This is a genomic window from Pararhizobium sp. A13 (genome assembly GCF_040126305.1).
Lineage (GTDB): Bacteria > Pseudomonadota > Alphaproteobacteria > Rhizobiales > Rhizobiaceae > Pararhizobium.
Map to the genome: position 1 here is coordinate 353,308 of NZ_CP149512.1, position 12,296 is coordinate 365,603.

12 protein-coding genes are annotated in these 12,296 nt (G+C 62.3%); 3 read left to right on the forward strand and 9 right to left on the reverse strand.

The annotated features are described in order from the left end of the window. The first annotated feature begins 44 nt into the window (after positions 1-44). From nuoH to WI754_RS30260, 3 genes are read left to right on the forward strand one after another with little or no spacing between them, the layout of a single operon-like run. Complete coding sequence (nuoH, locus tag WI754_RS30250) at positions 45-1,046, forward strand: NADH-quinone oxidoreductase subunit NuoH (RefSeq protein WP_341486366.1); 1,002 nt, start codon at positions 45-47, stop codon at positions 1,044-1,046. A gap of 10 nt (positions 1,047-1,056) precedes the next feature. Continuing rightward, the gene (locus WI754_RS30255; RefSeq protein ID WP_341486367.1) at positions 1,057-1,623 is read left to right on the forward strand and encodes an NADH-quinone oxidoreductase subunit I; all 567 of its coding nucleotides are present in this window, start codon (positions 1,057-1,059) and stop codon (positions 1,621-1,623) included. A gap of 45 nt (positions 1,624-1,668) precedes the next feature. Further along, complete coding sequence (locus tag WI754_RS30260; RefSeq protein ID WP_341486368.1) at positions 1,669-2,109, forward strand: CBS domain-containing protein; 441 nt, start codon at positions 1,669-1,671, stop codon at positions 2,107-2,109. Positions 2,110-2,183: 74 nt separating this feature from the next. Here the strand turns inward: WI754_RS30260 and nuoG are convergent, their stop codons facing one another. The 9 genes from nuoG to WI754_RS30305 form a co-directional block, all read right to left on the reverse strand. Continuing rightward, the gene (gene nuoG, locus WI754_RS30265; protein WP_341486369.1) at positions 2,184-4,760 is read right to left on the reverse strand and encodes an NADH-quinone oxidoreductase subunit NuoG; all 2,577 of its coding nucleotides are present in this window, start codon (positions 4,758-4,760) and stop codon (positions 2,184-2,186) included. A gap of 32 nt (positions 4,761-4,792) precedes the next feature. Further along, complete coding sequence (nuoF, locus tag WI754_RS30270) at positions 4,793-6,058, reverse strand: NADH-quinone oxidoreductase subunit NuoF (RefSeq protein WP_341486370.1); 1,266 nt, start codon at positions 6,056-6,058, stop codon at positions 4,793-4,795. Between the two features lie 4 nt (positions 6,059-6,062). Beyond that, a complete protein-coding gene (gene nuoE, locus WI754_RS30275) occupies positions 6,063-6,578 on the reverse strand; it encodes an NADH-quinone oxidoreductase subunit NuoE (protein WP_341486371.1) in 516 nt (171 codons plus the stop codon). 15 nt (positions 6,579-6,593) lie between these two features. Then, positions 6,594-7,808 carry an NADH dehydrogenase (quinone) subunit D gene (nuoD, locus tag WI754_RS30280; RefSeq protein WP_341486372.1) on the reverse strand — a complete coding sequence of 405 codons (1,215 nt, stop codon included), beginning with the start codon at positions 7,806-7,808 and terminating at the stop codon, positions 6,594-6,596. 29 nt (positions 7,809-7,837) lie between these two features. Then, entirely contained in the window at positions 7,838-8,374 is a 537-nt protein-coding gene (locus WI754_RS30285) for an NADH-quinone oxidoreductase subunit C (RefSeq protein WP_341486373.1), read from the reverse strand. Continuing rightward, on the reverse strand, positions 8,371-8,874 hold the full coding sequence (locus WI754_RS30290) for an NADH-quinone oxidoreductase subunit B family protein (RefSeq protein WP_341486374.1): 504 nt from the start codon (positions 8,872-8,874) through the stop codon (positions 8,371-8,373). The genes WI754_RS30285 and WI754_RS30290 overlap by 4 nt, the downstream gene beginning before the upstream one ends. After that, on the reverse strand, positions 8,862-9,227 hold the full coding sequence (locus WI754_RS30295) for an NADH-quinone oxidoreductase subunit A (protein WP_341486375.1): 366 nt from the start codon (positions 9,225-9,227) through the stop codon (positions 8,862-8,864). Before WI754_RS30295 ends, WI754_RS30290 begins: the two co-directional genes overlap by 13 nt. A 156-nt stretch (positions 9,228-9,383) precedes the next feature. Beyond that, positions 9,384-10,823: an NADH-quinone oxidoreductase subunit N gene (locus WI754_RS30300; protein WP_341486376.1), complete on the reverse strand. Its 1,440-nt coding sequence runs from the start codon at positions 10,821-10,823 to the stop codon at positions 9,384-9,386. After that, the gene (locus WI754_RS30305) at positions 10,820-12,295 is read right to left on the reverse strand and encodes an NADH-quinone oxidoreductase subunit M (protein WP_341486377.1); all 1,476 of its coding nucleotides are present in this window, start codon (positions 12,293-12,295) and stop codon (positions 10,820-10,822) included. Before WI754_RS30305 ends, WI754_RS30300 begins: the two co-directional genes overlap by 4 nt. Position 12,296 lies beyond the last annotated feature (1 nt).

Consider the following 12,296-nt stretch of genomic DNA (forward strand, 5'->3'; position numbering starts at 1 on the left):
GTCCGGTCGCACGTTTCAACCCGTTGAATAAGTAGCGGCGCATCATGGAGCTTATCGTCGCCCTTGGCCTGATCGTCTTCAAGGTCGCGTTTCTGATTGCGATCCTGCTGCTGCTGCCCTTGCCGCTAACCTGGCTGGAGCGCAAGATCGCAGGGCACATGCAGCAGCGGATGGGGCCGATGCGCGTGGGGTGGCATGGGCTGCTGCAGCCGGTGGCGGACGGAATCAAGCTCTTGACCAAAGAGGACCACATCCCGGCCGAGGCCGACCGCTTCCTGTTCAAACTGGCGCCGATCCTGGCGCTCGCCCCGCCCTTTGTGGTCTTCGTCGCGATCCCCTTCGGCGAAACCGTCTCGGTCCTCGGTAACGAGATCACGCTCTACGTCTCCAACATGAATGTGGCCCTCCTTTTCGTCTTCGCGGTGATCGGGATCGAAGTCTATGGCGTCATCTTCGGCGGCTGGGCCGCCAACAGCAAATACGCTGTCCTGGGCAGCCTCAGAACCTGCGCGCAGATGATCAGCTACGAGATCCCGATGGGGTTCGCGGTCATCGGCGTGGTAATGTTGGCGCAATCCATGAGCCTGCTCGAGATCGTGCGGGCGCAAGCCGATCTCTGGAACATCGTCTACCAACCGGTCGGATTCTTCGTGTTCTTCGTCGCCGGACTGGCCGAAGCCCAGCGCATTCCCTTCGACCTGGCGGAAGCGGAAGGCGACCTGGGGGCCGGGTTCCATACCGAATACAGCGGTATCCGCTTTGCCTTCTTCATGGTCAGCGAATATGCCATCGTGTTGCTGGTATCGGTCCTGGTGGTGATCCTGTTCTTCGGCGGCTGGAACGGAGTACTGATCCCCTTGCCACCGCTCCTCTGGTTTCTGCTCAAGGTCGCCTTCTTCGTCTATGTGTTTATATGGTTCCGCTTCACTTTCCCCCGTTACCGCTACGACCAACTGATGGCGATCGGATGGAAAGTCTTGCTTCCTCTTTCGATGGCGAACATAATTATCACTGGTGTACTTTTAGGGGCCGTAGCGGCTCCGTAGCGAGGCGGCAATGTCGCGCGCACATGACAGAGTTGGAACATGGATCGGCTGGGCGTTCTTCGCCGATCTGGCGAACGGTTTGGCTCTGACGTTCGGCTACATGTTCTCCAAGCCCGTCACCATGCAGTATCCGGACCAGGAAAAATGGTTGCCCTACGCGCGCCATCGCGGGCACCACTTCCTGACGCGCGACGAAGAGGGCGAGATCAAGTGCGTGGCCTGCGAACTCTGCGCGCGAATCTGTCCCTGCGACTGCATCGAAGTCGTCCCCTACGAGGACGAGAAGGGCAACCGTCACCCGGCCAAATTCGAGATCGACACGGCCCGGTGCCTGTTCTGCGGGCTGTGCGAGGACGCCTGTCCGGCGGACGCGATCGCACTTGGCCAGCAATACGAATTTTCCAGTTTTTCCTCGCGTGATCTGGTGATCGGTCGCGACGATCTGCTCGCCAAGCCGGGCAAGGCGGCAACCGGCGGCGGCGTGGTTGCCGCGCGCTTGAATACGAAGAAGGACGTGCTCGTCGAAACGAAAGAGACGCAGGGCTACAACTGGTGGCGGAATATCCGGAGAACGTGAACGCGCGCCAGCTGTCAAACCGAAGCGCTCGGATAGGAGGCTCAGATGTTTGTCGGCGAAATCATGAAGAACAAGGGTGTCGGCGTCATCGCGGTCCCTCCCGATCAGACGATGGTGGAAGTCCTGAGGCTGTTTCGCGACAACAATATCGGCTTCGTCGTCGTCAGCCAATCGAACAGCGAATACCTGGGTACGCTGTCGGAGCGGGACTGCTGCAATGCGGTGGCGGAATATGGGGCCGAGGCGGCGATGATGCGAGTCGCGGACATCATGAACCGCAATGTGGCGACCTGTTCGACACGGGATTTGCTGCCCGTCGCGATGGGGATCATGACCCAGCGGCGTACGCGTCATGTGCTGGTCATGGATGAGGACGACGTTGTCGGCGTGGTTAGCATCGGTGATGTGGTTAAACACAGGCTCGACGAAGCGCAGCGCACGGAGCAGGATCTGCAGGATTACATCTGCGGGACCAGGTATCACTGACGTCGCCAGCTCGGTGTGAAGACGCTGGGTCGGGCAGCTTGCCGGGAGCCTTGCGGTGCCTTGGCCCCAAATCTTCAGACCCCACGCCAGATCCGACTCGGGCGGTCGACCTCAAGAGCGGCGTGCACCTTCTGGACCTCCACCGGGCATGGGTATTCGCCCCGTCGCATCAGGCTGTTGAGACGCAAGGCTCTGTAGTTTTCCGGTACGAAGACGAGGCCCTTGGGAAACCGCCTGTCGACCTTGAGCTGCGCCGTCAGTTCGCCCCGGGCGGAACGCACGACCACCTGATCGCCATCCGAAAGGCCAAGCTGCGCGGCATCCTGCGCGCTCATCGCGACGTAGGGGTCGTTGGCGACCGAATTCAGGATCTCCGACCTTTCGGAAAGATAGCCGTTGTGGAACAGGCAGTCGCCGGTGATCAGCATGAGCCGGCCGGCTGCTGTCGGGGCGGGCGGCGGCGCGAAGAACGCGCCAACCGGTGGCGCCGGCACCGCCTTGGTAAATGCGCCGTCGGCGCCAAGCCCGTCCTGCATCAGCCCCTGATAGGCCGGAACCAGCTGGGCGATCTCGTCGAAAATTTCGCCTTGTGTCGAGGGCTGCAGCGCCTGGTTGCGGAGCGCCGCGACGAAGTCGAAGATCGCCAGATTGCCTCGCGCCTCGAAACCGGGCTCACGGAATTTTCGAACCTTCTGGATCCGGCCCTCATTGTTGGTGAACGTGCCGGATTCCTCGCCGTAGCCCGCCGCGGGCAGGACGACCTCTGCCAGACCCGCCGTATCCGTGAGGAAGGCGTCCTGTACGATCAGGAGATCGGCGGCGCCAAGCGCCCGCGTCACGAAATCCCTGTCGGGATAGGCGATCAGGGGGTCGGTTCCGGCGATGTAGAGCGCGCCCATCCGCCCGCTGACGCAGAGCTCCAGCATGGCGCCGAGATCCGCGCCGGGTTCAGACGGGATTTCGGCGCGCCAGTTCCGTGCAAGAGTGCGCGTCGCATCATCGGTGACTGCCTGCAGCCCCGGCAGAGCCGCCGGCAGAACCCCCATGTCCCAGGCGCCCATCTGGTTGGCACGGTCAAAGAGAAACTGCATCGCCGGAGCCTTGCCGAGCAGGCGGAGAACCTGCAGCAGGTTGTTGAGTTGCTGCAGTGTCGCGCGCGCTTCGGGTGATCTCAGGAGGTCGACGCTAACAAGCACGGTGACGCTTCGGCCTTCCTTGAGTGCAGTCGCCAGACGATCCGGCCCGTCACTGCCGGTATTCACCGCCGGTCCGCCGATGGTCGCTTCGATGGTCGCAAAAACGTCGCCCGGCAAGGCCTGACCAGCCGCCACCATGAGCTCGGCTACCACCGCCGCAAGGCTCGCCGCTTCTCCGCCCGGCGGCACGCGAACCACCACCCGGGCATCGGCGTCCAGACGGGATGGCCGCGGCGAGAGCATGAGCAATCCGGTCTGCCGTCGCCGCGCGCCGTCCCGCAGCAGGTACTCGGTGACCGGGTTTTCCTCGGTCACGTTGCCGCCGACGACGAGCACGCAGTCGCTGGCGATCACTTCGTCCAGCGGCGCGCGGCTGTAGAAGCCTGCCACTAAGGGACCGAGCGTATCGAAGGGCGTGGACCAGCGCGTCGAACAGTCGATGCTGTTGGTCCGGAACACCGTCCGCATCAGCTTCTGGAACTGATAAAGCACCTCGTTGGGCAGGCGCGGCGAAGCCAGCCCACCGGCAGCATTTCCCTCGACGGCCGACAGCCGCCGGCGCAGATAGTCTCCCGCTTCGTCCCAGGAAACCGGCATCAGGGCGCCGTCACGACGGATCATCGGCCGCTTGATCCGGTCGCGGCTGTTGACGAAATCGAGGCCGAAGCGTCCCCGCACGCAGAGCGTTTCGCGGTTGACGCCCTCGTCCCACTTCGAGCGCACCCGCATGAACTCGCCCTTGCGCGTACCCACCGTCAGCTGGCAACCGGTGCCACAATGAGGGCAGATCGTATCGGTCTCGACCAGATCCCAGGGCCGCGCCTTGTAGCGATAGGGGAAGCTCATCAGCGCGCCGACCGGGCAGACCTCGACGCAATTGCCGCACTGGTCGCAACTCGCGAGGCTGCCCTCGAAGCCGGTGACGGCGGTATCCATGCCTTTTTCGATCGTACCCAACGCGACCGCGCCGACGACCTCCTCGCACATCCGCACACAGCGCTGACACTGGATGCAGCGATTGACGTTCATGATGATGACCGGGCTGAGACGGATGTCCTTGGAGTGGAACACACGCTTGGGATCATGGAACTCGCTTTTGCGGGGCCCGTAGGCCATCACCATGTCCTGAAGCTCGCATTCGCCGCCTTTGTCGCAAATCGGGCAGTCGAGGGGGTGATTGGCGAGCAGCATGTCGAGCATGGAAGAGCGCGTTTCCTCGATCAGCGGCGTGTTCGTCCGCACCACCATGCCGTCGGTGACCGCGGTGGCGCACGAAGGCTGCAACCGCCGCAGGCCCTCGATCTCCACTAGGCACATGCGGCACGAAGCCAGCGGCGGCAGGCGCTTCAGATAGCAGAAGGTCGGGATATCTATGCCCAAACGCTGGGCGGCCTGCAGCACTGTGGAGCCAGCCTCGACTTCCAGAGTTTGTTTATCGATCGTGACGCTAACCATGGTTTCCTCGAAGTCTATCCCAGCGCACTCCTTCAGTGAAACGGGCACCTTCGCTCCTCGATATGGGTGACGAATTCAGGTTCGAAATGCTCCAGCGCGGCCCGCAAGCCCATGGCCGCCCCGTCGCCCAGAGCGCAGAACGTGTTGCCGAAAATGCCCTTGCACAGCGTCTTTAGCTGTTCCAAATCGCCCGGCGCGCCCTGGCCCGCTTCGATCCGGCGCAGCACTTTCACGGCCCAGTTCAGCCCCTCGCGGCAAGGGGTGCACTTGCCGCAGGACTCATGGTGGAAGAACTCGATGATCCGCGTCGCGACCTTGACCATGCAGGTCGAGTCGTCGATCACGATCACCCCGGCCGAGCCGAGCATGGAGCCGATGGCGGAGAGCGAGTCGAAGTCCATTCCCACGTCCAGACCGCGCTCCGGGATCACCGGCGCCGAGACCCCGCCGGGGATCACCGCCTTGATCTTGCGCCCTGGCAGCGGCCCGCCGGCATACTCCTCGACCAGTTCACGCAACGGTATGCCCATCGGCAACTCGTAGAGGCCGGGTTTGCGCACTTGCCCGCTGAGGCAGTAGAGCTTCGGACCGGGGCTCTTCACCGGGCCGATGCCGCGGAACCACTCAAGCCCCCGCAAGACGATATGCGGCACGCAGACGAGCGTCTCGACGTTGTTGATCACGGTCGGGCTGGCGTAGAGCCCCTCGACCGCCGGAAACGGCGGTTTCAGACGCGGCTGTGCCCGCTTGCCTTCGAGCGAGTCGAGCATCGCCGTCTCCTCGCCGCAGATATAGGCGCCGGCGCCGCAGTGGATGTGGACGGCGAAACTGAAATCCGAGCCCAGAATCCGCGTTCCGAGGTAACCCTTCGCACGAGCCTCGGCAATCGCCTGCTCCAGCCGCCGGATCGCCGTCACATATTCCCCGCGGATGTAGACATAGGCGATTTCAGCCCCGATCGCGTAGCCACTGATCGCCATGCCCTCGATCAGTTGGTGCGGGTCACGCTCCATGAGGATCCGGTCCTTGAAGGTGCCGGGCTCACCCTCGTCGGCGTTGCAGCAGAGATATTTCGGCTTGCCGGCCCTTTTCGGCACGAAGCTCCATTTCATGCCCGTAGGGAATCCGGCACCGCCGCGACCGCGCAGGTTGGATTGTTTGACGAGGTCGATAATCTCGTCGGGTGTGTGTTCCCGCAGCGCTTTAGCCAGCGCCCGGTAACCACCGCCGGCCTCATAGGTTGCGAGCAGATGGCCATCCGGCACGTCCACGTTCCTGAGAAGGACCGGTTCGAACATGGCTCTACTCTCCCTGCGGTGCTGCGGCGAGGAGGGCGGCGCCAGTCGCTTGCCCCGCCACCGTCGCGCGCAGCTTGTCCAGCAGCGCGTCGATCCGCGCGATGTCGAGGTCGCCGTGATAATCGTCGCCGACCTGCATCACCGGGGCCATCTCGCAAGCGCCGAGGCACTCGACGGTAGAAAGCGTGAACAGCCGGTCAGGGGTGGTTTCGCCCTTCTTGATCCCCAGGGCCATTTCCAAATGCTTCAGCAGAGCCTCGGATCCACACAGCATACAGGAGACGTTGTCGCAGAGCTGAAGGTGAAACATCCCCACCGGGTCGGTATGGAAGAGGGTGTAGAAGGTCGCAAGTTCATAGACCCAGATCCGCTCGACACCGAGGATGTCGGCGACCTCTTCCAGCACCGGACCAGGCAGATGGCCATGCTCCCTCTGCGCGATCAGAAGCGCGGGCATGATCGCCGAGCGCTGGTCGGGATACCGCGCCGCTGCCTCTTCGATCTTTTCGCGCATGGTCATCGCATCAAATCCTTGCTACTTGTCCACCTCCGCCATTACCGGATCGAGGCTGCCGAGCACGGCGATCATGTCCGCCAGGTAGCGGGCGTTGGTGACGCCGAAGAGTGCCTGAAGGTTGACGAACGAGGGTGCCCGCACCTTCATGCGGAACGGTTTTGGCGACCCGTCGCTGATGATGTAGAAGCCGAGCTCTCCCTTTGGCGCCTCGATCGCCGAATAGACCTCGCCCTTCGGCACCTTGAAGCCATAGGCCGACAGGTCGAAATGCTGGATCAGCGCCTCCATCGAGCAGTGCACTCGATCCTTGTCCAGCGGGAAGGCGATCGTCGGCATGTCGATCTGGAACGGCCCCTCGGGCATCTGGTCGAGGCATTGCTCGATGATCCGGACGCTCTCGCGCATCTCCTCGACCCGGCACTGCCAGCGCGCATAGCAGTCGCCCTCCTTGCGGGTAATGACGTTGAAGTCGAGCCGATCGTAGATCTCGTAGGGCTCGTCGCGGCGGATGTCCCAATCGACGCCCGAGGCGCGCAGGTTCGGGCCGCTCAGGCCGAGATCGATGGCGTCCTCGGCGGAGATCACGCCGATCCCCTGCGTGCGCTTCAGGAACACCCGATTGTTATCGATCAGCCGCTCATAGTCGCGGATCCGGTTCGGGAAGATGTCGCAGAACTCCCTGATCTTGGGAAAAAAACCGTCGGGCAGGTCCTCGCGCACGCCACCGACTCGGCAGAAGGAGGTGTGCATCCGCGCGCCGCTGATCATCTCCAACAAGTCCATGATCATTTCGCGCTCGCGCATGACGTAAAGCAACGCGGTCATGGCGCCCAGGTCCAGCGGCAGCGCGCCAGTGATCAGGAGATGTCCGGAGATCCGCGCCAGCTCGGCCATCAGCACGCGGATATATTGCGCGCGGATCGGCGCTTTGATGCCCAGGAGCTTCTCTACCGCCAGCGCGAAGGCCAGGTTGTTCGACGGTGGGCAGAGGTAGTCGAGCCGGTCTGTCAGCGGAAAAATCTGGGTGTAGGTGAAGCTCTCAGCCAGTTTTTCTGTGCCGCGGTGGAGGTAGCCGATATGCGGGTCCACCCGTGCGACATACTCGCCGTCCAACTCGAGGACAAGCCGCAGCACCCCATGCGTGCTGGGATGCTGCGGGCCGAGATTGAGAAGCACCTCCTTGGTGTCGAGCGCTTCGCCTTGCGGCCTTCTCAGTTCCGTGACTTCGGTCATTTCAAGTTCCCGGCGTGGAGCGGCCTCCCCTATGGAATGTTCTTGGTGGCAAGGTCTGGCTGCGTCGGCGGCGGGCCTTCGACACCAAACGGGTTCAGCTTGTCCTTGTAGCCGCGGAGCGGAAAGTCCTTGCGCTGCGGGAAGCCCTCGAACCCTTCCCACATGTAGATCCGGCGCAAGTCGGGGTGGCCCTCGAACCTTATCCCGTACATGTCCCAGGCTTCGCGCTCATGCCAATTGGCGGTCCGCCAGACCCCCGTCACCGACGGGACCCGCGGCGGATCGCTAAGGCGGCACTTGATGCGAACGCGCCATTTGTTCGGCAGCGAATAGAGGTGGTACACGGCCTCGTAGCGCGGCACCTCGGGGTAATGATCGACCCCGCAGATGTCTGACAGGAAATTGAACCGCAGCGCCGGGTGTTCCTTCAGAAACCGGCAAAGCTCGACGATCATTTCGGGGGGAGCGGCGAAGGCATGAACACCATGCGCAAAGCCAAGATCGTCGATCGCCTCGCCGAAACGCTCCGTAATCGGAGCGCGGTTGAGGGGTGTCTCGACACTCATGGCACCGCGACCCGGTCCAGAGGTGTCCCGGCTAGCGCTCGGGATTTTTTGATCTTCTCCTGAAGCAGTAGGAAGCCATGCATCAGCGCCTCGGGTCGCGGCGGGCAACCGGGCACATATACGTCCACCGGCACGAAGGTCTCCGCTCCCTGCACCACGGCGTAGGTGTTGTAGACCCCGCCCGAGATAGCGCAGGTGCCCATCGCGATAACCCAGCGCGGCTCCGGCATCTGGTCATAGAGCCGGCGCACGACGGGAGCGAATTTCCGCGTCACGGTGCCGGCGATAATCATCACGTCGGACTGGCGGGGCGAAGGCCGGAACACCACGCCGAACCGGTCGAGATCGTAGCGCGCACAACCCGCGGAGATCATCTCGATGGCGCAGCAGGCAATACCGAACGTCTCGGGCCACAGCGCCGATTTTCGGCTCCAGTTGATAACGCTCTCGGCCGTGGTGAACAGCACACTGTCGCGGATTGCATTGTTTACGCCTCCCATTCCAGCGCTCCCTTCAGCCAGGCGTAGGCAAAGCCTACAAGAAGCAGCAATATGAAGACGAACATCTCGACATAACCGACCAAGCCGATGTCTTTCAGGACGACGGCCCACGGAAAGAGGAACATCGTCTCGACATCGAAGACCACCAACAGGATCGCGAGAATAAAGAACTGCACCCTGAAGCGCCCCCCGGCGGCCTCGCCAGCCGGGTCCATTCCGCATTCATAGGGCATGTTCTTTTCGGGATAGGGATTGGACGGACGCAGTAGCGAGGAGACAAATAGCGTCGCCCCGGCCACCAGAACAATTCCGGCAACCATGACAAGAACCGGGAGGAATTCCGTTGCAGCCATATCGCGTTGCCCCGGTCACCCACCGAGGGCTTTCCTCAGGCCGCGCAACCGACCCCATTCAGGACCGGTAATGCGTCGCCTCGGAAAGGGACTTGGGCTATCCTTTCTTGAACTACCAGTCTATTCCGTCGGGCGGATCATTGCAAATCCAATCGATTAGCCGCCAAAAGCCGAATGTTGGGCAAGCCTCAGAAACCACGCCGGAAATAAGCCGATGCCGATGGTGCCTAAGGCGGTGAAGGCGAGCGTGGCTCGGACCAAGGGCGTCAGCGCCGGGTCAAACGCCCTCGCCGGCTCGCGCATGTAGATCACCATGACGATGCGGATGTAAAAGTATGCGGCAACAACGCTCAGCAGCACCGCGATCACCGCCAGCATGACGAAACCTCGCTCAACGAGGGCGACCAGCACGTAGAACTTGGCGAAGAACCCGGCCGTCGGCGGAATGCCGGCCAGCGAGAACAGATAAAGCAGCATCAGAAGCGCCAGCCCGGGATGCGACTTGGCGAAACCCGCGTAATCTTCGATAACCTCCCCTGAGAAATCGCCGTTCCGCATCATGATGACGGTGCCGAAAATGCCGAGATTCATGAAACAGTAGATCAGCATGTAGAGCATCACGCTGGCGATCCCGTCGGCACCGCCGGCCACCACGCCGAAAGTGGCGAACCCGGCATGGGCGATGCTGGAATAGGCCAAGAGGCGCTTGAAATTATCCTGCACCAGCGCCACGAAACTGCCGAGCGCCATCGTCACCACCGCAATCACCGCGACGATGATCCAAACGTCCGAGGCTGCGACCAGCGGGTTGAGGAACACCCGCAGGATCACTGCGAACCCTGCCGCCTTGGGCCCCACCGACATGAAGGCGGTGATTGTCGTCGGCGCGCCTTCATAAACGTCCGGTACCCACATATGGAACGGCACCGCGCCGACCTTGAAGACCAGCCCCGCGACGATGAAGACCACCGCCAACAGCAATCCTGGATCGCGCGGATCGCCGGTCACGGCCTGAGCCATCCCGTCCAGTTGCGTCGTGCCGGTGAGCCCGTAGACCAGCGAAACGCCGTAAAGGAATATCCCGGTCGAGACTGAACCGAGGATGACATATTTCAGCGCCGCTTCGTTCGATCGGCGCTCTCGCCGCAGGAAACCGGTCAGCACATAGGTGCAGAGCACCATCAATTCGAGGCCCACGTAGATCGACAGGAGATCGGTCGCCGAGGCCATGATCATCATTCCCGAAAGCGCGAAGAGCAGCAGCACATAGTATTCGCTGCTCCCGATCCCTTCGATGTCGGCATATTTTCGCGAAAGGAGGAATGTCAGAACGGTGGCCAAGTAGAACACGAACTTGAAGAAGACCGCGAAGCGGTCGGCGATGAACATGCCCGTGTAGGCCGTCCGCACCTCGCTCGCCAGCAAGAGTGTCCCCAAGGCGGCAATCAGCACCACCGCGACGGAAGCCCAGACAAGGAAATGTTCTTGCCCCTTCCGCACAAACTGTCCCAGGATCAGCAGAATGCAGGCCCCGGTGACCACCACGATCTCGGGCAGGCTCGCCAGGACCGACTGGAAAAGCGCGGCGGCGGTCATTGGCCGCTCCCTTTATCATGCACCTGCGCCAGCAGATGCTTCACCGAGGCGTCGATGATGTTGAGAAGGGGTTTCGGATAGAGCCCGACCCAAAGCACGAAGACGGCCAGCGGCAGGATCGCGGCCATTTCGCGGGCGTTCACATCGCGTATCTTGAACCGGGCGCCGACGCTGGCCGGACCAAGCGCGACCTTCCTATACATGCCAAGCAAATAGGCCGCTCCCAGCAATGCGCCCAAAACGGCGGCCGCGCCGACGGCCAGGTTGGCCGCAAATCCGCCCGACAGCACGAGCAACTCGCCCACGAACGAATTCGTTCCCGGCAGCGCCATCGCCGACAGGGTGAACAGCGCAAGAGACGCCGTATAGACCGGCGCCGCCTTCATCAACCCGCCATATTCCGCTATGCTGCGCGTATGTGTCCGCTCGTAGATCAGGCCGACGAGCAGGAACAACGCGCCCGTTGTTACGCCATGATTGAACATTTGCAGGATTCCGCCCTCGAGCCCGCGGAGGTTCAGCGCAAAAATCCCCAGCGTCACGAAGCCCATGTGGCTGATGCTCGAATAGGCCACCAGCTTCTTCAGGTCGTCCTGCGCCAGCGCCAGCAACCCGCCATAGACGATCGCAAGCGCCGAGAGCACCAGCATCAGCGTCGAGTAATGCACCGACGCCTCCGGCAGCATCGGCAGCGAGAACCGCAAGAATCCATAGGCGCCCATCTTCAGGAGCACTCCGGCAAGGATGATGCTGCCCGCCGTCGGCGCCTGCACATGGGCGTCCGGCAGCCAGGTATGGACCGGGACCATCGGCACCTTGACCGCGAAGGCAATCAGGAAGGCGAAAAACAGCCAGGACTGGATCTGGAACGGCAAATCCTGCGCTGTCAGGGCGAGGATGTCGAAGGTCTCACCGCCGTGGAAATAGAGCACGATGACACCGATTAGGAACAGGAGGCTGCCCGCCAGCGTGTATAGGAAGAACTTGAACGCCGCATAGACTCGGCCTTCGCCGCCCCAGACGCCGATGATCAGGTACATCGGGATCAGCATCGCCTCCCAGAAGACGTAGAACAGGAACAGATCCAGCGCGCAGAACACCCCCAGCATCAGCGCCTGCATGACCAGCAGACTGACCATGAACTCCTTCACCTTGCGGTCGATCGCGACCCACGAGGCAAGCACGCAGATCCAGCCCAACAGCGCGGTCAGGAACACGAAGAGCGCGCTTATCCCGTCGATGCCAAGCGCATAAGTGATCCCGAGCGCGGGCACCCACGGGTGCGTCTCGGTGAACTGCATCCCGTGGGTCGTGGTGTCAAAGCTGGCCAGCATAGCGATGCACAGAGCAAGGTCGATGACGGTGACACCCAGCGCTGTCCACCGCACGGCATCGTCGCTGCGCAGAAACATCAGAACCGCTGCCCCGGCGGCAGGCGTGAATACGATGAGACTAAGTAGAGGCAACTCCATA

Coding starts and splice junctions, on each gene's coding strand:
- WI754_RS30255 (WP_341486367.1), top strand. CDS start 1,057: ATGTCGCGCGCACATGACAGAGTTGGAACATGGATCGGCTGGGCGTTC.
- nuoD (WP_341486372.1), bottom strand. CDS start 7,808: ATGACCGAAGTCACGGAACTGAGAAGGCCGCAAGGCGAAGCGCTCGAC.
- WI754_RS30295 (WP_341486375.1), bottom strand. CDS start 9,227: ATGGCTGCAACGGAATTCCTCCCGGTTCTTGTCATGGTTGCCGGAATT.
- nuoG (WP_341486369.1), bottom strand. CDS start 4,760: ATGGTTAGCGTCACGATCGATAAACAAACTCTGGAAGTCGAGGCTGGC.
- WI754_RS30290 (WP_341486374.1), bottom strand. CDS start 8,874: ATGGGAGGCGTAAACAATGCAATCCGCGACAGTGTGCTGTTCACCACG.
- WI754_RS30305 (WP_341486377.1), bottom strand. CDS start 12,295: ATGGAGTTGCCTCTACTTAGTCTCATCGTATTCACGCCTGCCGCCGGG.
- nuoF (WP_341486370.1), bottom strand. CDS start 6,058: ATGTTCGAACCGGTCCTTCTCAGGAACGTGGACGTGCCGGATGGCCAT.
- WI754_RS30260 (WP_341486368.1), top strand. CDS start 1,669: ATGTTTGTCGGCGAAATCATGAAGAACAAGGGTGTCGGCGTCATCGCG.
- WI754_RS30300 (WP_341486376.1), bottom strand. CDS start 10,823: ATGACCGCCGCCGCGCTTTTCCAGTCGGTCCTGGCGAGCCTGCCCGAG.
- nuoE (WP_341486371.1), bottom strand. CDS start 6,578: ATGACCATGCGCGAAAAGATCGAAGAGGCAGCGGCGCGGTATCCCGAC.
- nuoH (WP_341486366.1), top strand. CDS start 45: ATGGAGCTTATCGTCGCCCTTGGCCTGATCGTCTTCAAGGTCGCGTTT.
- WI754_RS30285 (WP_341486373.1), bottom strand. CDS start 8,374: ATGAGTGTCGAGACACCCCTCAACCGCGCTCCGATTACGGAGCGTTTC.